The 21,531-nt window shown below is 41.5% G+C and carries 19 protein-coding genes; 2 read left to right on the forward strand and 17 right to left on the reverse strand.

Annotated elements, in window-relative coordinates; all coding sequences use genetic code 11:
- Window positions 1–93: 93 nt before the first annotated feature.
- Complete coding sequence (locus LL912_RS01810; protein WP_235551847.1) at window positions 94–1,128, forward strand: Atu2307/SP_0267 family LLM class monooxygenase; 1,035 nt, start codon at window positions 94–96, stop codon at window positions 1,126–1,128.
- Window positions 1,129–1,306: 178 nt separating this feature from the next.
- Here LL912_RS01810 and LL912_RS01815 read toward each other — a convergent pair whose 3' ends face one another.
- The gene (locus LL912_RS01815) at window positions 1,307–2,317 is read right to left on the reverse strand and encodes a GlxA family transcriptional regulator (protein WP_235551848.1); all 1,011 of its coding nucleotides are present in this window, start codon (window positions 2,315–2,317) and stop codon (window positions 1,307–1,309) included.
- A 120-nt stretch (window positions 2,318–2,437) separates the two neighbouring features.
- On the opposite strand from LL912_RS01815, the gene LL912_RS01820 reads away from it, so the two are divergent.
- Complete coding sequence (locus LL912_RS01820; protein WP_235551849.1) at window positions 2,438–2,863, forward strand: VOC family protein; 426 nt, start codon at window positions 2,438–2,440, stop codon at window positions 2,861–2,863.
- On the opposite strand, the gene LL912_RS01825 is transcribed toward LL912_RS01820, so the two are convergent.
- The 16 genes from LL912_RS01825 to pseC form a co-directional block, all read right to left on the reverse strand.
- A complete protein-coding gene (locus LL912_RS01825) occupies window positions 2,850–3,413 on the reverse strand; it encodes a DUF5715 family protein (protein WP_235551850.1) in 564 nt (187 codons plus the stop codon). The two genes, LL912_RS01820 and LL912_RS01825, sit on opposite strands and share 14 nt — an antisense overlap.
- A gap of 52 nt (window positions 3,414–3,465) precedes the next feature.
- A complete protein-coding gene (locus LL912_RS01830; RefSeq protein ID WP_235551851.1) occupies window positions 3,466–4,140 on the reverse strand; it encodes a sugar transferase in 675 nt (224 codons plus the stop codon).
- Between the two features lie 63 nt (window positions 4,141–4,203).
- Window positions 4,204–5,415 carry a polysaccharide biosynthesis protein gene (locus LL912_RS01835; protein WP_235551852.1) on the reverse strand — a complete coding sequence of 404 codons (1,212 nt, stop codon included), beginning with the start codon at window positions 5,413–5,415 and terminating at the stop codon, window positions 4,204–4,206.
- An 87-nt stretch (window positions 5,416–5,502) separates the two neighbouring features.
- Window positions 5,503–6,396, reverse strand: a complete 894-nt coding sequence (locus LL912_RS01840) for an NAD-dependent epimerase/dehydratase family protein (RefSeq protein ID WP_235551853.1) — start codon at window positions 6,394–6,396, stop codon at window positions 5,503–5,505.
- Window positions 6,397–6,411: 15 nt separating this feature from the next.
- Window positions 6,412–7,623: a glycosyltransferase family 4 protein gene (locus LL912_RS25805; RefSeq protein ID WP_255785544.1), complete on the reverse strand. Its 1,212-nt coding sequence runs from the start codon at window positions 7,621–7,623 to the stop codon at window positions 6,412–6,414.
- A gap of 6 nt (window positions 7,624–7,629) precedes the next feature.
- On the reverse strand, window positions 7,630–8,763 hold the full coding sequence (gene wecB / locus LL912_RS01850) for a non-hydrolyzing UDP-N-acetylglucosamine 2-epimerase (protein WP_235551855.1): 1,134 nt from the start codon (window positions 8,761–8,763) through the stop codon (window positions 7,630–7,632).
- A gap of 39 nt (window positions 8,764–8,802) precedes the next feature.
- Window positions 8,803–9,921 (reverse strand): polysaccharide biosynthesis C-terminal domain-containing protein, encoded by a 1,119-nt coding sequence (locus tag LL912_RS01855; RefSeq protein ID WP_235551856.1) that lies wholly within the window; start codon window positions 9,919–9,921, stop codon window positions 8,803–8,805.
- Window positions 9,922–9,954: 33 nt separating this feature from the next.
- A complete protein-coding gene (locus tag LL912_RS01860) occupies window positions 9,955–11,001 on the reverse strand; it encodes a polysaccharide biosynthesis protein (RefSeq protein WP_235551857.1) in 1,047 nt (348 codons plus the stop codon).
- A 56-nt stretch (window positions 11,002–11,057) separates the two neighbouring features.
- On the reverse strand, window positions 11,058–12,269 hold the full coding sequence (locus tag LL912_RS01865; RefSeq protein ID WP_235551858.1) for a glycosyltransferase: 1,212 nt from the start codon (window positions 12,267–12,269) through the stop codon (window positions 11,058–11,060).
- Between the two features lie 37 nt (window positions 12,270–12,306).
- Window positions 12,307–13,587 carry a right-handed parallel beta-helix repeat-containing protein gene (locus LL912_RS01870; protein WP_235551859.1) on the reverse strand — a complete coding sequence of 427 codons (1,281 nt, stop codon included), beginning with the start codon at window positions 13,585–13,587 and terminating at the stop codon, window positions 12,307–12,309.
- A gap of 43 nt (window positions 13,588–13,630) precedes the next feature.
- A complete protein-coding gene (gene wzy / locus LL912_RS01875; protein ID WP_406603589.1) occupies window positions 13,631–14,914 on the reverse strand; it encodes an O-antigen polysaccharide polymerase Wzy in 1,284 nt (427 codons plus the stop codon).
- A gap of 1,397 nt (window positions 14,915–16,311) precedes the next feature.
- Window positions 16,312–17,538, reverse strand: a complete 1,227-nt coding sequence (locus LL912_RS01880) for a hypothetical protein (protein WP_235551861.1) — start codon at window positions 17,536–17,538, stop codon at window positions 16,312–16,314.
- Entirely contained in the window at window positions 17,531–18,556 is a 1,026-nt protein-coding gene (pseI, locus tag LL912_RS01885; protein WP_235551862.1) for a pseudaminic acid synthase, read from the reverse strand. The genes LL912_RS01880 and pseI overlap by 8 nt, the downstream gene beginning before the upstream one ends.
- On the reverse strand, window positions 18,543–19,565 hold the full coding sequence (locus LL912_RS01890; RefSeq protein ID WP_235551863.1) for a GNAT family N-acetyltransferase: 1,023 nt from the start codon (window positions 19,563–19,565) through the stop codon (window positions 18,543–18,545). Before LL912_RS01890 ends, pseI begins: the two co-directional genes overlap by 14 nt.
- Window positions 19,552–20,244: a pseudaminic acid cytidylyltransferase gene (gene pseF / locus LL912_RS01895; protein ID WP_235551864.1), complete on the reverse strand. Its 693-nt coding sequence runs from the start codon at window positions 20,242–20,244 to the stop codon at window positions 19,552–19,554. Before pseF ends, LL912_RS01890 begins: the two co-directional genes overlap by 14 nt.
- On the reverse strand, window positions 20,237–21,436 hold the full coding sequence (gene pseC, locus LL912_RS01900) for a UDP-4-amino-4,6-dideoxy-N-acetyl-beta-L-altrosamine transaminase (protein WP_235551865.1): 1,200 nt from the start codon (window positions 21,434–21,436) through the stop codon (window positions 20,237–20,239). The genes pseF and pseC overlap by 8 nt, the downstream gene beginning before the upstream one ends.
- Between the last annotated feature and the right edge of the window lie 95 nt (window positions 21,437–21,531).

Here is a 21,531-nt window from a genome sequence, read left to right on the forward strand (position 1 = left end):
GTGTTGCTGGTATAAACCGGCAGCTTTTTTCATTAATCTAGATTAAGTGCAACTCCGGGGAAGCCTGTTAAATTTGTATCTAAAACAAGAAATATGGAACTCGGTATCAGTATGTTTGGCGACCTTCATTTTGATCCTGAAACCAATTCGGTTCAGGCGCCGGGTGAACGGTTAAAGGAGATCATCGAAGAAATAAAATTAATGGATGAGGTAGGTCTCGATTACTTTGGTATTGGCGAGCATCACCGTCCGGATTACGCGGTGCCCAGTCCGGAAATTGTATTGGCAGCGGCTTCAACGGTTACAAAAAATATCAAACTGGGGAGTGCCGTATCGGTGGTCAGTTCCTCCGATCCGGTGAAATTGTATCAGAACTTCGCAATGGTAGACCTGCTTTCCGATGGCCGGGCAGAGCTGATGGCGGGCCGGGGGAGTTTTATTGAATCCTTCCCGTTGTTTGGATATGATCTTCGCAATTATGATGCGTTGTTTGAGGAGAAACTGGACCTGCTGTTAAAAATAAACAAGGAACCGGTGATCACATGGCAGGGAAAGCATCGGGCATCATTACAGGAACAGATGGTGTTGCCTCGAGCTACCAACAACCACTTGCCGGTTTGGATTGCTGTTGGAGGCACGCCCTCCTCTGTAGAGCGGGCGGGCCGTTTGGGCTTGCCGTTAATGATTGCCATTATTGGTGGATCGCCGGCCCAGTTTCAGCCCTTTTTTGAACTATATAAAGAAACCTATCAGCAATACGGGCATCCCATGGCGCAATACCAGGTGGGTATTCATGTGCATGGGTTTTACGGAGAAGATAGCGCGGCGCTTAGTGAAATGTATTACCCGCTGTATGCTGCCCAGATGGACCGCGTCGGACGTACAAGAGGATGGCCCCCCTACCACAGAAATCAGTTTGATTTTGGTAAAACCAGGAACGGAGCGCTGGTGATCGGGGATGCCAATGAGGCCATTGATAAAATTTTGTACCTGCAGGAACTGTTTGGTCTTACCCGTTTTGCCACACATATGGATACCGGGGCACCTCAGCATAAGGATATTATGAAATCCATCGAAATTTATGGAACCAAAATAGCACCCAAAGTGCGTGAAGCTTTACGGAAATAACGGGTGATGCCCCCTGATTCCTTACAGCAGATTTATTTGCCTGGTTGGCCCGTGGTATATCAACCTGAACCTGTCTCGTTTTTGCTGAACCTGATTCTGCATCTGCAGTGCTTCCCCGGACGCTGAAATAACGTGAGCTTTCAGGGCAGGGCGAGCAGCATAAAAAGGGAGTTTGATATTACGCAGAAAACGCATAACTGGCAGCGGGCATTTCCAGGTTGGGTTTGTAGTACTTGTTTCGATATTCAATAGGAGTAAGACCGGTTACCTTTTTGAATACATCGCGGAAAGCCTTGGTGTCCGTATAACCTACATCATACATCACCTCGTTTATATTCAGGCGTTTGGTTTCAAATTTTCGTTTAGCGGCTTCAATGCGCACGCGCTGAATATATTCCAGTACGGTGTTGTTGGTTGCCTGCTTAAACCGGCGTTCAAAACTTCTCCGGCTCACAGCGATCAGGGCTGCCAGCTGGTCGATGCTGATGCGTTCTCCAATGTTCTTTTCAATAAAATCCTGCGCTTTTATAATGTCTTCGTCATTATGGTTTTTTTGGCCCTTAAAGATGGAAAAAGCATTCTGGCTATTCCGGTCGATATCAATGGCAAAATATTTGGCGAGAAGAATGGCTGTTTCGCGGTTGGTATATTTTTCAACCAGATAAAGCAACAGGTTCCATATAGAATTGGCTCCGCCGCTCGAATACACTCCGGCTTCATCGGTAATAACCGTGCCATCGGTGACTTCAACATTGGGATATAGTTGCATAAACTCATCGTAATAAGCCCAGTGTGTGGAACATTTTTTATGATCAAGGATACCGGTGGCTGCCAGCAGGAAGGCGCCCAAACAAAGGGAGGCCACTTCTGTGCCCCGGGCATGGATAGCTGTAATAAGGGGTAACGCCGGCTCATTTAATGCCACGGCCTGGCTCATGTCTCCATCAATCAAAGCAGGGATGATCAGGAGGTCCGCTTCGGTTACATCCTTGAGTAAACGGTCTGTAGTTACCGTGTATAGTCCATTGGAAAGGGGAATCGTTTTTTTTAAGCCCACCAGTTCTACTTTGAATTTTGCAGAATAACCGTTGGCTGTAAGAAATTCATTGGCGGTCTGAAAAATTCTTGCCGCCGGTGTAATGGCTTCAATAACCCCGTTGACAGGGACGTAAATACAGATCCGTTTCATTTTGAAAAATTTTCGTAAAGATAAATAATGTATCTGTCGCTAACAACCCCTGTCAATGGCGTATATGCCACCAGTATAAACGCCCCGGTTTCTTGAATTTTGTAGTTGAAAGAATCGCCTGTGATCCGCATAAAATCATATTTAACATTTAACGGGAATTGCCGTGAGGCCATGCTTTTTTATAAAAAATGCCTGGGCGGGGAGTTGCATTTTCAAACACTGGGCGAATCGGTTGGCGCCGAACAGCTGCCCAAAGCGCTGGAAGCCTACATTTTACAGGCATCCTTGCGAAGCACCTATGCTGAAATTGTAGCAACCGATCTGGTACCGGACGAAGGCCTGCACCAGGGTAACAATATTGCCCTGTTGCTGGAATGCCGGAGTTTGAATGAGTTGATGCTCGTATATCAGCGTTTAGCTAAGGGCGGCACTGCCACGCAGCGGGTGATCCCCACAAAATCAGGCAGTTACTATGCATCACTGACTGACCGCTTCGGCATCCGGTGGATGCTGAATTTTACTCCGGAAGGTGCTACCGGACCGTAACGTGAAAGCAGCTGACATAATACTCCTTTATAAAAAGGATTTTTCCTCTGGCCTGGTAATTGGCCAACACCGCATGCAACGCACGTTCCAGCCTTTTGTTGGGCCCTTTGCGGCCATTGAAGCGGATATAAGAAATGTCGAAAGAACTACCATAGTTATGCGAACTCAGGCCGGAAGTGGCATTCCCGTTTACCCGCCGCAGCCGGCTTTGCGAATGCACGGTTCTTGTAAGCGAGGTAACCGTAAATGTACTTTTCGTTTGGGCATTGAAGGAACGGGCGATCTGGTTGAGCACCGCTTTTGCCCTTGGTGTGAGATAAGGGCTGCTATAATCCAGCTTTTGGACCCGGTATCCTTTCCCCGAATTGACCTTTGCCAGCTTTTTTTTGCCTACATAATTCTTAACCTGTGCGCTGCTTTTTAGCAAGGGTACACCATGCTGACGTGCCACATTCAGGTGCGCTTTGTAGCGGGCGCTCTGGGCAAAAATCGGGTACTGCGCAAACAGTCCCCAACACAATATGACCATGCAAATGATGCCGGGCTTCATAAATCGAGGATGTAAACCGCGGCAAAGATAGGGGAAAGCCGGTGCCGGATGTTTATAGGATATCTGCAAAAGTCCTTTGCGGAAGATTTTTAAATACTTTGTGAGGCAGGTTTGTGTTTGGGTTGATAATGGACCAGGCTGTAAGGAAGAGGATCCAGAAATCGACCTGGAGGCTTTTATTCCGGTTATACCACATTTCCAGCTCGCCTTTATAGGGGGCAATCACCCGTTCATAATACTCAACCCGGTCCATCTTGGTGTTAGTGAGTAATTGTTCTTCGTCACGGAAAATGATCGACCCGATACCGGTGATCCCCGGCACGGAGTCATACACCCTGTTCCGGATATCTTCGGGATATGCATTGAATGTTTTGTCAACCAGGGGCCGGGGACCGACAAGACTCATGTCTCCTTTAATGACATTGATGATCTGCGGAAGTTCATTAATCTTCGTCATTCTTAAAAAGCCCCCGATGGGAAGCAGTCTGGGGTCATTTCGAACAGTGATCAGCCCGGTACCCATATTCGGACTGTTTTTAAGCATGGTAGCAAACTTAATAATATTAAAGTATTTGTTTTTATATCCGATCCTTTTTTGCAGATAAAAAATGTAATGCTCCCCTGTCAACAGGAGGATGATGATGATCGGTATCATAAACGGCAGGATAATGACAAATAAGGTTACAGAAACAATAAGATCAAAGAGGCGCTTGAAAAAGGAATACATTGTTTAAAGATTGAAATCTAAAATAGGTTACCATACAGGAGCAAAGGCTCAAATGGCTAATGATTACATTTTTTGATCAAGGTTTATTCCTGTTTCAATATGTTCGAAACCAGGGATCATGGAGTTCAGCGCGGAGACGATATCTTTCTTCTCTGCTTTTGTATCTTCAAATACCTGTCTTAAAGTATATATGATTTTGTCCAGGTCTGCGATTTTTCTTCGTTTCGCATTTTTTACAATGCCGAACGATTGGAAGGAAGTGGCGTCCAGTTCTTCTTCGTCCGTATAAAACTCTTCATATAACTTTTCTCCACTCGTGTTACTCGGGAAAAAATAAACGGGGTAGTAACCATTCCTGATCTGATCGATGGCATTTTTTGCTTCTTCTTCCGATTGGCAGCCCTTCATTTGAAATCCCATTTCCGCCAGGAAAGCAGGAACTACATCGGCAAAATTTACCATACTGGAATCCTCCAGTTTCGGGAAGAAGATTTCTCCCGAATGTCCGAGGATACAGGCGCACAGGCAGATTTGCCCGGATTCATCTGGTGAAACAAAGAAGCGTTTTACATCTGAAGGGCAGGATAGGGGTTGTTGTTTCAGCACACGTTCTATAAAACCAGCCAGTAAACTGCCGTTTGAAAAGGCAACGTTCGCAAACCGTGCGGTGGTGATCTTCATCTTTTCGGAGTAGGCCAGAATAATTTCTTCCATTAGCTTTTTGCTGGCACCCATCACATTAACAGGGTTTGCAGCCTTGTCGGTTGAAACGCAGAAGAAATGCTTGGGAGGGTGCTCCGTCAGCAGTTCAAGCAGGTCTTTTGCCCGTGTTACATTATTTTCAACCATGGCTTCAATAGAAAAAATATCTTTTTCGGAGCGTACATGCTTGTGCGCAGCGAAATTTGCAACAATGTCAAAAGGGCCTTCATGCTCGAAAATTTTCCTGAAGGCCTTGTCGCTGAAGTTTACCGGGTAGGTTTTGAAATTGTCGGGCAATTTTAACCCCGGCCGGCTCCGGCAATCCCGCACCAGTTCGGTAAGCCCGTTTTCATTAATGTCTACGACGATTAATTTTCCGGGATGGTACTGAACCAGGGATCTGATGAAAGAAGATCCGATCGTACCGGCACCGCCGATTACCAGTACGTTTTTGTCCTTTATTTCCGTATGCAATTTTGTGGCATGGGCTTCCATGTCGGAGAGAAACAGGCTTTGAGAACGGCGGGTAATATGTTCTCCAATAAATTGCTCAATGTTGAAGTTTAGAGGCATGTTTTAACCGGTTATTTATATTTTAAATTCGGATGAGGGATATCAGGTACAAACTTACTTAAAAGAAACCTGCTTTGATCTATTACCTTAAATCTGATAATTTTTTAGAACATCAGTAGGTGTCCATCCCAAAGTTTGTTTTGCTTTTTCATTACTAAATGTTAGTGATCCTGTTATTTTTTTTAGTTTCCTGGAATTAATAGGGGCTCCCGCACCTAACAGGTTCCCAGCCATTGCCATTAATCGGGCGATCCAGAGGGGAATGGATGTAGGAGGTTTTTTACCCAGCTGTTTCGATGTCAGCAGCTCAAGCTGGCGGAATGAAGGATGGGTATCATCACAAATATTATAAATTCCGCCCTTATCTGCTACCAATGGAATAAGATGGGCGATATCCTCGACCATTAGAATACTTTTTCGTGCTTTTCCTCCTGCAATACTGAGATATTTTCCGGATCTTATACCCTGTACCATTGCTCCTAGGTTACCTGGAGCATCCGGGCCGGCAATCAACGATGGTCGCAGGATCGTTAATATGACCCCGTGCTCCTTGCACCAGCCTGTTAGAAATTCTTCGGCCTTTCGTTTGCTAAGCGCATAAGGGGATCCTCCGTTCAGGGAATGCTGCTCCGTAATATTTGTTCCTTCATCTAGCCCATATACCGCAACAGTGCTTATAAAAATAAATTGCTCGGGAATTCCGGCTTTTTCCAGGCTGCTGCAAAGGTTTTTAGTACCATTGAGGTTGACATCAAAAAAAAGCTGCTTTTCCTGATCGTTTTTCGGCGTAGTATGAGCCTTGCCTGCAGCATGGATTATAATATTGAATTTTTCAGAAAGAGCAGGTACTTCTGAAGTAATATCAGCGATGAAATCGTTCGATGGACCGCGCCCCAAACTCTTCACGTTATAATGCTTTGCGAGAATAGGCCTAATGTTCTTCCCTAAAAAACCTGAAGCTCCGGTAAGTAACAGATTCATTTCTCAGTGTTTATATTAGATGGAATTCATGATCTTTTTAAGGATCACTTCTTCGGAATAATTTTTTAGCGCGTAATCCCTTGCATTTTGCCCCATCTTTTTTAATTCCAACAACCGGCCCGAATCACATTTGTTAAAAAAATCTAACAGGCCGGGCGTATCGGAATGTTCAAAAGAATATCCGATTGCTGCTTCTTTGATCAGTAATCCAATTTCACTTTCTTTTTCTCCGATAAACAAGATCGGCTTACCAGCCATAAGTACATTGTAGGTTTTTGAAGGAACACCTAATCCATACATACCTTTTGCTAAAGTGATAATGGCGATATCAGAACTATTCAGAATTGTATTTTGATCATCTCTGCTGTAGGCATCCCCAAATTGGACGTTTGCTAATTGATGTTGATTTACATAACGGATCATGGCCGGTTTCATAGCGCCCGTTCCAATAAACTGGAACGCGAGATGGTCATTTTTTATTTTTCTAATGACTTCAAGAAGTTCCATCAATCCCTGGACCCGACCAAGGTTTCCGGCGTATTGAAATACTATTTTTCTCAATATTGGGCTATCTGCCCCGATCACCTCTTCTTTATTTCTGGGATGTATATTGGCTGCATCTCCCCAATTTTCAATAACCAGTAACTGTGGCTGATGTTTGTAAGGCGATACCTTTTCCTGTACTACCTGAAGCATATCTCGTCCCAATACGATCAATTTGTCGGCGCCGGCGTAAGCTCGGTCGAAAAGCCGTTTTAAGATCCTGTAATATAACGTTTCGGGGGAGCGGATCATTCCTGCAGGAATTGTGTTTTCGGGGAATACATCGTGGATCAGAATGATGAGCTTGAATTTTTTAATCTTTCTCAACAGTGCAACTAACAAAATAAAAGGTGCGGGATTGGTTACTGTAAATACGATGTCTCCTTTTTTTGTTTTTATCAGCGTGGTAATAAAAAAACGGAAGCTCAGTAAGATAAATCTAAGCATACGGAAAAAAGGCCGGTCCTTATTACCTTTAAAGCTACTTAACCGGTTTACCTGTATTTTGTTGTCAAGATAAAAATTTTTGTTGGATGGTGATTTTTTTTTGTCATAGACGGGCTCTCCGCAGATCACTTCTACCGAGTATTTTTCTGCGAGTTTGTTTGCAATTTTTGTGAGAATAAAGGATGTAGAAGTTTCCTCTGGAAAAAATAATTCAGAAATGATCCATAATTTTTTCATATCATGTTATTTGTTCCACACAACCCGATTGACATAGTCTGTATAGCTTATGATAATGCGCACTACTTTCTCTGATACGTTGGGCATGGAGTAGTCTGCTACATTTCTGAAATTTCTGTATGCTCCGGTATGTTGAGTCTGAAGCTGTGTTAAGCCCTGCATTACCCGCTCCGGCCGAAGCCCAACCATCATAACGGAGGCTTCTTCCATGGCCTCGGGCCGCTCGTGTGCCTCACGAATGTTAAGCGCCCTGAAATTCAAGATGGAAGATTCTTCAGAAATCGTGCCGGAATCCGATAATACCGCAAAGGAGTACTTTTGTAAAGCATTATAATCGTGGAACCCCAGGGGTTTTAGAAACTGTATTTCCGGCGCTACGGATAGTTGTTTTTTTTCGATCATATTGCGGGTTCTTGGATGGGTAGAAACAATAATCGGATACTTGTATTCTTTAGCGATGGTATTGAGGGATTCAATAAGCAAGACAAAGTTTTTTTCTGAATTTATATTTTCTTCGCGATGGGCAGATACAACGAAATATTGTTCCTGCTTAAGGTTTAAACGATGCAGGACGTCGGATTTTTCTATTGAGGCATGATAGTGATTTAAAACTTCGAACATCGGGGAACCAGTCTTGATGATTCGATCAGGGGACAAGCCCTCCCGCAGCAGGTATTCTCTCGCAATATCACTGTACGTTAGGTTTATATCTGAAATATGATCTACAATTTTCCGGTTTGTTTCCTCGGGTACGCGCTGATCAAAGCAACGGTTGCCGGCCTCCATATGAAAGATAGGGATCTGTCTTTTTTTTGCCGGGATGGCGCATAAACAACTGTTGGTGTCGCCCAGTACTAAAAATGCATCAGGTTTGAGTGATTCCAGGAGCGGGTCTATTTTGATCAGGATATTGCCAACGGTTTCCGCGGCATTACTCCCCGCCGCATTTAGAAAATGATCGGGCTTACGTATACCCAGGTCATTAAAGAATATTTCATTAAGTTCATAGTCGTAATTCTGACCGGTATGGACAATGACATGGTCAATTGCGCTGGATGCATCCAGTGCAGCCAACACCCGGGAAAGCCGGATGATTTCCGGCCGAGTACCCACTACGGTCATCACTTTTAATCGATTCATTGGGTTGCTATATTTTGAATAATTCGAGGTATTGCAAATTTACACGTTTTCGAAAAAGGTATCTGGATCTTCAGCATTATAAAATTCATTGATCCAAAAGACGGTATATAAATCATCGTTCCCGGTATTTTTTATATTATGCGCATACCAGACAGGCATATCCACATACCCCGGCTTGTCTCCCGAAAGAGTGAATTCGAGGGTTTCCTGCGTGCCGATTTTCCGGAGCCGGATCAATGCATTGCCTTTGATCACGGCAAAGCGCTCGATCTTCCGCGTGTGAAAATGATTTCCCCTTGTAACACCCGGCGCTGTAGTGGAAAATGAAATTTGTCCACCTGTGTTTAGCCGCATGAGTTCGACAAATGTTCCCCGGGGATCTGTATGAAGGGAATAGTCTACCGGAAAATGATTGCCAATGTCCATATAACAACGATACGTGTTAAATAAATTTAGCTCGAATTTGGTTTTGAGCTCAGGAATGATGCCCTTTTCCTGGTATTCGGTTTTGAAGCCTTGAACCAGCTGCAGGATTCCCGACACTTTCATTTCAGCTGTATGTGGCAGAATGTAGTCGGGTTCAAAAGCTCCGGTTCTTATTTTTTCTATTATTGCCTCAGCCAGCTCTCCGACGTAAATCAATTTTAAATCTCCATCTACAAGAATTTGGGGCGTTTCGCCTTTTGAAACCTGATGACAAAATGTTGCAATAACAGAATTGTAGAACGGCTTTCCAAAGGGGCCAAATACGTTGGGAATAATCATTCCTGTAAGAGATGCGTTATTGCGCTCAGCCCATTGCGTTAATAATTGCCGCCCGTCCTTTTTTGATTGCCCGTATCGATTTTCCTTTTCTTCCTGGGAAGAAGAAGAAAATAGTACATGCGGTTTTGAACCGGTTCGTTCAAGTGCGTCAATTAATAAATCTACGAGTTTTACATTTGTTTCATAGATGTGTTCAGGATTGTCGTGTCGGTTCATAGCCGCCAAATGCACAATGGCGTCGCATTGCGAAACAAATGCATCCAGCAACATGGCATCGTCAAAATAGTTCCTGTAAAACGGGATGACTTCAAATTCTTCCTTGTAGAGGTTGAGCGTATTGTATAGGTGTTTGCCTATAAAGCCCTCCTGTCCGGTAATGCCTATTTTTTTCATTTAATTGATATCTGGTAGGAAAATTTACAACATTTAAACGGGATAGTGAACCACATTCTGTTCGCCGAGAATGTCTTCTCTGATCACGGGAAGCTTTTTCAAAAGCTCTTTCATTCCTTCTACATCCAGTCTTCGTGTATTGTGTGAGTGATATTCTTCTATTGCGGATTCCTTGGTGTTCCCTTCCGAAAAATATTGCTCATAGTTCAGGTCCCGGGTATCAGCAGGAATGCGGTAGTAATCTCCCATATCTTCGGCTTTTAGCATGTCTTCCCGGTTTACCAGGGTCTCATACACCTTTTCTCCATGGCGGGTACCGATAACCTTTAGGTCACTGTTGGACTGGTACATTTCCAGCAGGGCTTTTGCGAGTGTTTCAATGGTTGCGCCCGGAGCCTTTTGTACAAAGAGATCGCCCTGTTTGCCATTTTCAAAAGCATAAAGCACCAGATCCACAGCGTCCTCCAGCGTCATCATAAATCGGGTCATTCCGGGATCTGTTATGGTCAACGGTTTCCCGGCCTTGATCTGGTCGATGAACAAGGGAATAACCGATCCTCTCGATGCCATCACATTGCCATACCGGGTAGCACAAAAAATCGTTTTGTTGTCGTCCAGGTTCCGGGACCGGGCAACGGTTACTTTCTCCATCAATGCCTTGCTCATGCCCATAGCGTTAATCGGATAGGCTGCTTTGTCGGTGCTCAGTACTACCACCTTTTTTACCTGGTATTTTTCTGCTGCATTTAAAACGTTGTCTGTACCCAGTACATTGGTTTTTACAGCTTCCAGGGGAAAAAACTCACAGGAAGGTACTTGCTTGAGGGCCGCGGCGTGGAAGATGTAATCAACACCGTTTACCACTGTTTCAACACTGGAATAGTCGCGCACATCGCCTAAGTAGAACTTGATTTTAGGATGGTTGTAACGTTTCCGCATATCATCCTGTTTTTTTTCATCGCGACTGAAAATGCGGATCTCTTTAAAGTGATCCGTATGTAAAAAGCGGTTCATTACCGCGTTGCCAAAAGAACCGGTACCGCCGGTAATCAAGAGGGTTTTGTTTTTTAATAACGACATATTCTATGTATTATTTATAATGCTCCAAAACAATAGGAGCGGTTTACATTATTGTTTTACAAGCCGGTTAGTTTTTGATATAAGTCCAGATATTCCTTGTTTTTTTCATTTTTGTTATAGAAGGTCTCGGCGCGGTTCCGGCATACAGCGGACCTGTTGTCGGTGCTGTTTTTAATTATGTTTATTATATTTCTTAATGAACCGAGGTTGCCCTTTTCAACTACATATCCTGTTTCTTCAGTAAGTGTTTCGGGACTTCCTCCGGTATTGTATGTAATGACCGGGGTACCGCAGGCCAATGACTCCAGATTGGTTGTAGGAAAATTGTCTTCATAGGTCAGGTTTAAGTATACATCTGCCAAACTATAAAGCCCCGAAAGCTCCTCAATGCTATCAGTTCGTGTTAATCCAACGATGTTTGAGGGAAGTTCTTTCAACTGTGTTCTGGTTAATCCTACCATAATCAGCATCTCGTTCTTTGAAAGCTGATGGCTAAGTTTAATAAAGTCACTAAGACCTTTCCTGTCGTCCCATCCCGAAGCAACACCTAACATGATAAAGACTCCGGCAGGAATCCGGTATTTGGTTTTTAGTTGCTGGATGTCCCGTTTTTTGAAGATATTCAGATCGATACCATTGTTGATCACCTTGGCCGGATATATGTTTAGAAAACTTTCTGCTACCTGATCTTTCAGCCATTGAGAAGGTGTGACCAGTGTAAGTGAATCTAGGGAAGTAAACAGCGCCTTTTTTTTGATATAATTTTTTTTAGAGTGGTCTGTATAGCTTTTGGGATAGGCGGAATGCAGCGGGCAGTTGAAACACTGGGTTTGCCATTTGTTGCAATTGACCGCCATGTAATGCGAACAATGACCGGTAAATGCCCAGCAATCGTGTAGGGTCCACACCACGGGGATTGCTGATGATGCAAGGAACGTGAATAATATTTCGACGTTGATATAATATCCATGAATATTATGGAGGTGGATGATGTCGGGTTGTATTTTGCGGATCTGGTCAACCAGGGTTTTAGTGGCTTTCTTAGATGCAAAACCATGGTTGTCGAATAAACGGGTTTGCATGCCATGATATATCAGATCCCACTTTGTACCGATTTTTATTTTGTTAGATACACTGGGTCGATCATCGCGACCGTATGCAATATAACTTTGCCAGCCATGTTCGGCGGCAAGTCCACCAATGTTTTCTGCAATTCGGCCCGTAGAGCCTGAATTGATGACAGAATTGATTTGTAACAGCTTGGGCATGATCTACGCGTAAAATGGGATGATATTCAATGAAACATTAGAACCTGATCCGGTTTAGCAGCGTCGCTTTGAGCTGGTTATATCTTGCTAGGTTCAATTGATTGGGTGTGCCATAAATACTTCTTGTTTTATCGGCATTAACCGAAAATATTCCCGATGCCTTTGTTTTATTGGTTATTGAAACGAGATTGGTTTTAATCTTCGAAACTCCATTAGATATGGTATTGTTGTATAAAATCAAGGAGTCGATTTCAGAAGCGCCATTTGTTACAATAAACAAACCGGATTTGGACTCAGGGATGCCAGATGATTTGGTGGACTTCGCCCCGTTATTCAATAGTCTGTTGGCGGAAATAATACAAAGAGTAGCATTGTCCACACTAATGCCGGAGCTGTAATTTTGTTCGCAGGTGTTGCTGTCTATCAGTACGTTGGCACAGCGGCTAATCGTTATTCCCATATCACCTCCGTCTTTTATAGAGTTGTTTTTGATGTGTAAAAAGTTGACTCCAAAACAGGAGATTTGGTCATATGTGCCGCCCGCATGTGCTTGGGCGGCATTGCCTACAAATGAATTTCCTTCTATTATGACATAGGAGTGCCGCTTGTCTGTTACATTCTTAAAGTCAAAATGCAGAGGATATGCATTCTTCATTTCGCTAAATCTGTTATTAGCGATCTTTACAAATGAACAGCTATCCACAAAAGTGACTCCTCCGGTAGCATTGAATGTGTTGTCTGTTAATTTTAACTCAGAGGATGCAAATATTGTAAGAATGGCTCCCATGGGGGACCGGGTATTGTTAAATCTGCAGTTTTGAATTGTTACATCCTTACAGTTTCTTAAAATAAGAGGTGTTTTAATGTTGAAGGTGCAATTTGTGAATCTGATCTTAGCTTTATAGAAGGTAGCAATGTTGCTTATTTGAACTGATTGGTCATTTTGTGTGATTTGTAAATCATTGATTTCGGCTGCAATGTCGGGTGTGGCATTGTAGAACAGGTTGTTTTTTACCTGGTCCCCGGTTAGGATGGTGGCTCCTTCTTCTCCCTGAATTATAAAATCAAAATTAACCACTACTTGTTTATTGATGAGATAGTTTCCTCTGGGTATAAAAACCACGCTGTTCTTTATTTTGCTGGCACTGTTAAGCGCGTTCATCAGGGGAAGGTAATTGTCAAATTGGCCATCTCCTTTTGCTCCGAAATCCAGTAAGTTAATTCTGACTGTGGGTTTGTGGATTACAGGCGCAGCAAAGAAGGTGCCGGAATGTAATGCGAAGAGGAGGATGAGTATAAAGCGTAACGATTTTTTCATGACTGATATATTTTATAAAGGTGAGGATGGGTGCCGGGCTTATTTACGTTTGTCGGATAATCGGGCCGCGGAATTTGTATCGTTTTCGTCTAAATGAAGCGGCCTTAAAGACTGCAAAGATAGCGAGTATAAAGCTTATTGTATAGGCAAAAGAACTTAATAAGTCACCTCTAAGTATAAAGAATAGCATGCCAATTAAAACAAAGTAACTCACCCGGGAAAAGTTATGTTTGCGGTTGGAAATATTCGACCAGTATAGTTTGTCAATGCGTGATGTGAAATAGGCAAGAATAATTGTAAATATTATTATTCCCGGTATTCCAAAATTAATATAACCTTCTGCGAAGTAATTGGCAGATACATTATCAAATTCGAAATGATTCTTTTCAGCTAATAAAACACCTGAACCTACTGGTTTGTCTGGCCATAAACTGCGCGGAACCCAAAATAGAAAAACTCCCAATAACTGTCGTCCCCAGGTGATTAGATTCTGAGACACGATTAAAGCAAAGTTTTGATAGCTGTCAAAATTTCCCGTGGTAAACATTTCGGTGTCAAGGCCCAGTTTCGCTGAAGAATATTTTGAATAAAACCTGAAACTGTTTAGGAAGGGAAAGATCACAAGTAACCCCATGATAAAGGTTAGGGAAAATATATTACTTCTGACAGAAAAGGCACGTATTGTTAGCAGCAGAAGGGGGATATATAATGCGGCAGCTGCAAACCTGGGCATGCCTAGAGGAGAGCAGGTCGCCAATGCTAAAATACTCAACAGAATAATTGTTAAATAATTTTTGCTTTTTGAAGTGATATAATAGAATAGACAAATAATAGATAATGGACGACAAAATTGATATATGATCAAGCTCAGTACCGAAGAACTGGATGCATTTTCTTCCTTATAATCGCCTCCTCTTATGAGCATACTCAATAGACTGCCGTTATTTGCATAAAGCACCAGACTGAATGATATCAGACTGATAATAACCAGTATAAACGATTGTGAAGATGTAAGCTCTCCAATTTCATATCTGTCAACCGATTTTATGGCTTTTTGACTTAAACTTTTCCTTAAAAAAGACATGTAGAAGATTTCATAGGCAATCATTATAGCAATAATTAACAGGTTTGTTGAAAAATAATCTTTTTCATTAAGGAGACGTGCTCCGAAAAAGCTTGCTCCGGAATAAAACTGAAGAATGGGTGCTACGCCGAAAAAGAAAAGACAGAATAAATAGAAAGCTTTATTAAGTGAATAGGGTTGTTTGGTTCTGCTAAAAATTCTGACGGTTGAAAATATTTGTATGAAAACACTTGTTAAATACACTTTCTCTGAAAAGTTGAATGCATTTTCATTGTATGAGATAATACAGCATAAAAAGGATATTAGTATAATCAAAAATAACCGCATATAAACTATTTCAATAGACCTGATTTTTTAAATACTTATCCGGGATTTGCATACAAGCACCCCTGATTGTTTCTTTAACGATCGGGAGACAAATATGTAAATTCCCGCCCATTCAAACACTTTAATGAGACAATAATAGAATATAAAGTCTTTATAGTTGAAGCCGAGAAGCAAAATGAATACCAGTCCCCATGCAACCAGGTCGAGCAGCACTACTAACAGAAAGTAATATTGGTATTTGTCCAATATCATAAGATACGGATAGGCAATTGCATAAAATTGGTACGTAAAAAAAAGAAATACGATTACGTATAGGTGAGGTCTTATTAACTGGTCGAACTGTGGGAAATGTAAAATCAAATACGGTTTTAAAAATAGCAATATTGCTGAAATTGCCAGGAATACAAGAGATAACGCGGAATATAAAATATGAGCCTTTTGGGAATATTTCCTTCCTGACTCAATGTTTCTGCTTAATGCTGACTTTAAACTGGGGGTATAAACCTGGTTAATTCCATTTGAGAAAAGTTGCAGAATTGTAAAGATATTCAGTATGATTCCGATCGTTACTAATTGCTTGGTATCATTAGAGTAAAATTTTACAAAATTGAGAAAGCCTAATCCTGTACTCCAGCCTAGCACTGCAATAAAGAAAGAGTATTTCGCTCTTTTGATAATCATGCCAAAATAGTACTTATTTGATTTTAGAAGGAGTTTATAGAATTTATTGTCAAAAATAGCATATAGAAAAAATATAAAAAGGCCTATAAATCTACCCAAAAAGAATCCAAGTATTTTATCCTTCAAAAGAAGAAAAAAAATCAATGAGAATATAAAGCTGGTAAAAAAGGGAATGGACTTGTAGGTAATTGCTTTTTTATGCTCTAATTCCATTTGGTATATTATAGAAAAGAACCTTATTATGTTAGAAGTAAAGCCATTTGCCAGGATAATGGGCATTAGCAACCACAAATCCAGTGAAAAATAGTTGTCTATATCTGATTTAAAAAGATAATAGAAAAGTAATAGAATAATATATTGAATTATTGAAACATCGAATGAAACCATCAGCCCTTTTCTGCTTTTGTTGTACTTCAAAGAGTAAACGACGTCCGAGTAATATGAAATGTACAACATTGTGCTGAGCGCCTGAAACGAAGTAAGCAGCATTATTTTTAAATACAGATCTGTACTTAAAAGGGAGACAATCAATAACAGCAATATTTGATTGCCACCTTTCGACAGACCTTCAAATAGGGTATAAGATATTCCTATTAATGAATTTTTATTGAGAATATAGCTGAATTTGTTGCTCATGATAATATTTCGTTAACTATCAGGTCTATAGAATTGAGTTCTTTGGTGATTTCCATTTCCTCAAGGTAATTGTCTATATTATCGATGTGCCGTTGATCTATTTTATCACCAATTTGCTCTTCAAATTCCGCAGGCGAATTGCAGTAGTATACGACTTCAGGCGGATACTTCTTGTATAGCTTTTCCGAAAGTCCCCAGTTGGGAACTAATGTCTTCTTATGAAACAGAAGAGCATATATGGCGGTGCTGGAATAGTGATTGATAACGAATTCAGAATTGAGTATGTAGTTTTTGAAATTTACATCCTGAAGAAAAATAATATTATTCCTCTTATTTGTATAACCTTGATGTTGTTTTATATCGATCCTTGGGTGTAGCTTTACAATTAAGTGAAGCTTGTTTTTAAGGAGTATTTCATTTATCGCGTCCAGATGATCGTACCAGTCCTCTGTTCTCCAAATTCCGCCAGCCAGCCCGTCGTCTAAGTAGGCCGCATAATTAATTTCGGGGTTTTGATTTATTGATAGAAGAAAATCTTTCTTGTCAATTGGTTTCTCATGAAAGAACTGAGCAATTTCCGGTGTTCCGATAATTTTTATTTTTTCATCAGGAAAACCCATATTGTCGCGTAAATGCTTTTTGTCGTTTTTTGAATAGACCAGCAGTCTGTCGACATCTAATTCCTTATCGTACTTTGCAAATGTTAAATATCTGGATGGCTCCTTTATGATTCCATTCATTAATTTAAGGAAAGATATTGTTTTACTTCCTTTTTGAGAATGCAGGTAGTTGAGTAGGTATATAAAATTTTTTTTTGAAAATATCCTTTTTCGATTGCTTTTTATTGATTTGTCGAGTTGATCCTTGTATTGAGTGTAGTTGCTGGCATCGACTAGTGCTCCATGCGAAAGATATATGATCTTTATGTTATGCCTTTTTGCAAAATTTACCACCGCACGATCGAATATGAATGATAAATTCAGAACTACTATTACATCTGGGTTTTCCTGTCTTATTACTTTACCAATAAGTTTTGTATTGTAATAGGAGATGTCTCTCATCAATAAATTGCCAATTCTTTTTTCTTTGGAATCAACAGGGTAAAAGAATGATGATGTGTGCACCAGCAGCGTTTCTATATTCCTGCTTTTTAATTCATTGTCGAAGAATAGAAAATTCCTGTATCCTTTGTCTACGGGGTCAATATATAATACCTTATTCATTTGGAATGATATCTTTTAAAGTTACTCGGTCGCCGGTTTTTACATCCCGGGCTACTCTTTTTCCCAATATTTCGTTATAGTACTTAGGGTGTAAACCGTACCCCGGTCTTACGGAGCGTAAATTTTTTTCCGTAAATTGTTCTCCCTTTTGAATGTCTTCAGCAATGTACAGCGACCTTGCAAAAGCTTTTCCTGATTTTTGTTTTTGGGTCAGCTCATAGGTCTCTACACCTATGGCGCTTTCCGCCTCCCGAACTGCCGTTACCATTTCTGTAAATTCTGTTTCATCAAGTGAAAAGGCTGCGTCGGGTCCGCCTATTGCTCTGTCGAGAATAAAATGTTTTTCGATAACGGAAGCTCCCAGCGCAACGGATACAACCGGAACAGTAATTCCCAATGTGTGATCCGACAGACCTATTTTAACGCCAAAATCCCGGGCAAAGCGCTTCATCATTACCAGATTGGCTTCTTCCACAGGAGCCGGATAGGAAGATGTGCACTTTAATAATGTAATGTCATTATTGCCGGCCATTTTACAGGTGTCAACCGCTAGCTTAATGTCTTCAAACTCTGCTATCCCGGTTGAAATGATCATTGGTTTACCCTTAGACGCAGCATATTCGATCAAAGGAATATCAGTAATTTCAAACGATGCAATCTTATAAATCGGGCAGTTTAAATTTTCAAGAAAATCCACAGCCTTTTTGTCAAAGGGGGAGGAGAAGCAGATTAATCCTATTTCTTTGGCCAGCTTAAAAATGGGCTCATGCCACTCCCACGGTAAATACGCCTCCGCGTAAAGGTCATAAAGCCTTTTTTTGTCCCAGAGTGTTCCCCCCTTGATAATAAAATCATCAGTACTGACATCCAATGTAATGGAGTCTGCAGTATAGGTCTGCAGCTTTATAGCGTCTGCCCCTGTACGTTTTGCAGCCCGAACTGTTTCGAGTGCTGTTTCCAGCAGACCGCCGTGATTAGCCGATAACTCAGCTATAATAAATGTATTATTCTTTTTCATAAAGATATTCTAAAGCATATGAACCATTCAGGATTACTTCTTTTTGAAAGGTGAAACCCGCACGTTCAAATGATTTAACAGATGCGATATTTTCTTTTTTTATATAAGCGTATATCACATTGTTTCCGGTTTCACTCAGGTACATCTTGCAGCTGCTTGTTAAAATCTTAGAGGCCAGGTTACGACCTCTGAAATGTTGATCGATCGTAATGCCGATAATAATATCAGTGCCGTTTTTATCAAACCTTACAAGTCCCGCAGGTTTATTATCTATTTTGCAGATATAATAAATGCAATTTTTATCACTTAACTTTTTGTCGAACCAGGTGGAGTGTGTTTCAAAAGCTATAGGCTCGGAATTGAAGGAATTTGCACGAGCCACTGTATCATTTGCCCAGTCAAAAGTGATTTGTTTGTCTTCAGGAGTGATCCTGGTGATTGTAAGCCCTGTGTTCAATTTAGAATGTATAATCACGCTAAGGTATCTGTTATGATACAAACAATGCTCTTTCAATTCAGCTTCTTTTATAAATCCCGTTGCCTCTATTGCTGCATACAGGTGTGGGCGGAGATCAAAGGCATAGGTGTAAATTTTGTGCAGGTTTAATTCCTGGAAAGCAACCCGTTCCAACAGTCCAAGATAAACCGCCCAGTGTTTATGAAATTCGGTTGCTTCAAGTTCCGTTTGCATAATAAAAGATATTTCTGCATTCTGATCGTGCCAGTTAATGTGCACAAGTCCTCCGTAACCGATGCATTGCCCGTCTTTAAGATATGAAAACAATATTTGTTCGGGTTGATCCTGGTTGAAAAGGTTTGCGACGATATTCTGAAAATAGTGCTCCTGATCTTCTCCTGTTAGGGGGCGTTTTTGTCTCAGATGATAGATTTGTTCGTTCCGCCAACGCATGATTAATTCCCTGTCCTCATAGCGGATCGGTACGATGGCATATGCTCCTGCGGAGAACCTGTTTTTGCTTAAGCAAATATATTTTTCAGGAAAGGTCATGCAATAATTTGTACTTTAGTTCGGCTAATTTCCAGTCTGTTTCGTTATCTATATCCTGAGCTTCAAGCTCTGATACCTTTATCGCACCGCTGTTTCCGGTGATCATCGTACTCATTGACTTCAGCATTTGTATGTTAAGCCAGTAAAACTGCCCGGCGTCGTAGTAAGACGGTTCCAGGTCCTGTGTCCGGCTATTTGCGAAGGATTCCTGAAAATATGTCACATGGTTGTCTTCAACTTTTAATGCCCTTTGAATTGGATGACCAAAGGCTATTGTTGGAAAAACCGTGTCAAATTTTCCGGTAGTCATTAGTTGAAATCCTTCTTTCAACCTGCTTTTTTTAATAAGTGGCGTGCAGGGATAAATGCAGCACACATAATGAAATGTTATACCGGATTTCTGATATTGATCTACTACTTCTTGAATAACACTTAAGGTTGTTGCAAAATCATTTGCGTTCTGCGAGCTTCTAAGAAACGGAATAGCAGCCCCATATTTTTTTGAGATTTCAGCAATCTCAATGTCGTCAGTAGAAACCATTACCTCATCGAAAAGCGCTGATTCAACAGCCAATTCTATAGCGTACGCGATTATCGGCTTTTCGAAAAATGGTTTTATGTTCTTCCTTGGAATGCGTTTACTGCCGCCACGGGCAGGTATGATGCAAAGCTTACGCATGGTAGAACTTATTTATAGTGTCAATTACGAATTCCTGTTCCAGGTCTGTCAATGTTGGGTACATTGGCAGGCTTATACAATGCCTGTAATAAGCTTCTGCGTTCGGCAGGTCGCCTTCGTTCCAGCCCTGCTGCCGGTAATAGGGCATAAGATGACAGGGGATGTAATGAATCTGGGCATAGATATTATGCTGACGCAGGTAGTTATATAGCCCCAACCTGTTCTCTACTTCAAGGATATATAAATGATAGGCGTGTCCCTCCACGACTCCAGACTGATTCAACACGAATGGCTTTTCGTTGAATGCGTTGAAATAATTAGCGGCAATAGCTCTTCTTCTTTCCAGCCCCTGGTCGGCTCTCGTTAATTGGCTGATACCCAGTGCCGCCTGTATGTCGGTGAGGCGATAATTGTAACCCAGTTGCTGCATTTCCATATACCATCCCGGAAAATCCGCTGCATTGGCAATGCCGGCTGCGAAATCTTTAGAGTTAATGTACTGGTCATCACCTTTTGTTATACCATGTGATCGTAACCTGTTAAGTTGTTTGAAAAGTTCTAAATTGTTGGTGGTTACCATACCGCCTTCACCGCAGGCTATATGCTTCACTGGATGAAATGAAAATATGGAGAGGTCTGCGAATTTACCATTGCCGCATAGTTGTTTATTGCCCTTACTATCTATAAAATATCCTCCTGGAGCATGGCAGGCGTCCTCAATGATCCAAAGATTGTATTTGGTCGCCAATTGTTTAAAAGCTTCCAGGTTTACTGCTCTGCCGGCAAAATCTACTGGAATAATCCCTGCATATGTTCCGGGGGAAGCTGCTTCCAATAGTTTCTCTACGGAAGATATATCAAGCAGATATGTTTGAGGATCGATATCTGCAAAAACAACCTCGCCGCCGCAATAACGCACACAATTGGCTGATGCAGCGAAAGTAATAGGTGTTGTAATTACTTTTTGCCCGTTTTTTACATTCAGGGCCATTGTGCATAAATGGAGCGAGGCGGTGCCATTAGATGTTGCAACAGCATAGGCGGCCCCTATATATGCAGCGAATTTTTCTTCAAATTCCTGTATTTTAGGCCCTTGTGTCAGATGGGTGGAACGTAAAACCTCTTGAACTGCGTTTAGATCATCTTCGCTGATATACTGTTTTCCGTAGGGGATGGGGCTTGTTATTTTCATATTATTTTTTTAATACTTGTTGTACGCTCATCATAAAACGGATGTCGCTTTATGATGAGCGGAAATGGTATTCGCCCGGGCTATTACTTATTGCA

Origin of the sequence: Niabella agricola (genome assembly GCF_021538615.1) — a bacterium.
Lineage (GTDB): Bacteria > Bacteroidota > Bacteroidia > Chitinophagales > Chitinophagaceae > Niabella > Niabella agricola.